We start from the raw sequence: 1,073 nt of genomic DNA on the forward strand, positions 1-1,073 counted from the left end.
CGCCGAACCGGGCCTCGATGTCCTGGGTCAGCGTCTGATCGAGGGAGAGTCTGGCGACCTCGTACTCGTCCTTGTAGGCCATGAGCTTGTAGAGGTTGCGGGCCACCGCCTCGGTGACCGCGGTGGAGGCCGGCTCGTGGCGGCGGACCCGCTCGACGAACTCCGCGTACTGGCCCGCGTATCGCTCGTCCTGGTAGGCGATGAGGTCCGGCACCCGGATGTCCAGCAGACGTGCCAGTTCGGAGCCGGGCTCCGCGCCGACCATCGCCCGCACCCGGCCGGCGGCCGGGTGAACCCGCCCGGCGGTGGCCACAGCCGTGGCCGACGGGCCGGGCGTGGCGGCGGCCGTGAACGCCTCCGGATCCTCGACGAGCTGACGGCCCCGCCGGAATGCCTGGAGGTTGCGTCGCACAGCCGTGCCGTTCAGCGTGATGGCGCGCTCGATGGCCTCCGCGGTCAGCGGGAGCGCTCCGGTCTGGAAGGCCGCGCCGAGTTGGAGGACGCCCGCGTACTGGTCGTCGTCGAACAGCGCCTCCGCCAGCGCGCGGGCGTCCAGATACACGGCGTACGCGCTTGCCGCGTCGATGGCCGAGCGGATACGGCCCTCCTCGGGGAAGGCGACCGTGGGATCGACGATCATCCGGCCGGTGGGGATCTCGGTTGTGCAGACCACCGCGGTCGTCCGGCCGGGGTCCGCCGCCGCCAGATACCGCGCATCGGCGCCCACGAGAGCGTCGCAGGCCAGATAAAGATCGCATTCGGCGGTGGCGAGCTTCGCCGCCTGCTCCACCACCTCGGAGGTGATCTTGATGTCCGACACCACGGCGCCGCCCTTCTGCGCCAGCCCCGTCTGGTCGAGGGTGCGCACCTGCTTGCCGTCGATCACCGCGGCGGTGGCGAGGACCTGCGCGACGGTGACCACGCCGGTGCCGCCCACTCCGGTGATGCGCACCGTGAAGTCCTCGCAGGCGGACCGCGGTTCGGGCGCCGGCAGCGCTTCGGCGGCCAGGTCGGGCAGCTCCCGGCGGCCCTCGGACCGCCCGGATCGCCCGGGGCGCCCGGGGCGCCCGGGG

Annotated in this window: 1 protein-coding gene; it reads right to left on the minus strand. The window is 73.3% G+C overall.

The genetic code is table 11. The annotated features are described in order from the left end of the window. On the minus strand, positions 1-1,073 hold a 1,073-nt coding region (locus tag KN815_RS31685; protein WP_216345308.1), incomplete at both ends, for a 2-oxoacid:acceptor oxidoreductase family protein.

The organism is Streptomyces niphimycinicus, from assembly GCF_018883605.1.
GTDB lineage: Bacteria > Actinomycetota > Actinomycetes > Streptomycetales > Streptomycetaceae > Streptomyces > Streptomyces niphimycinicus.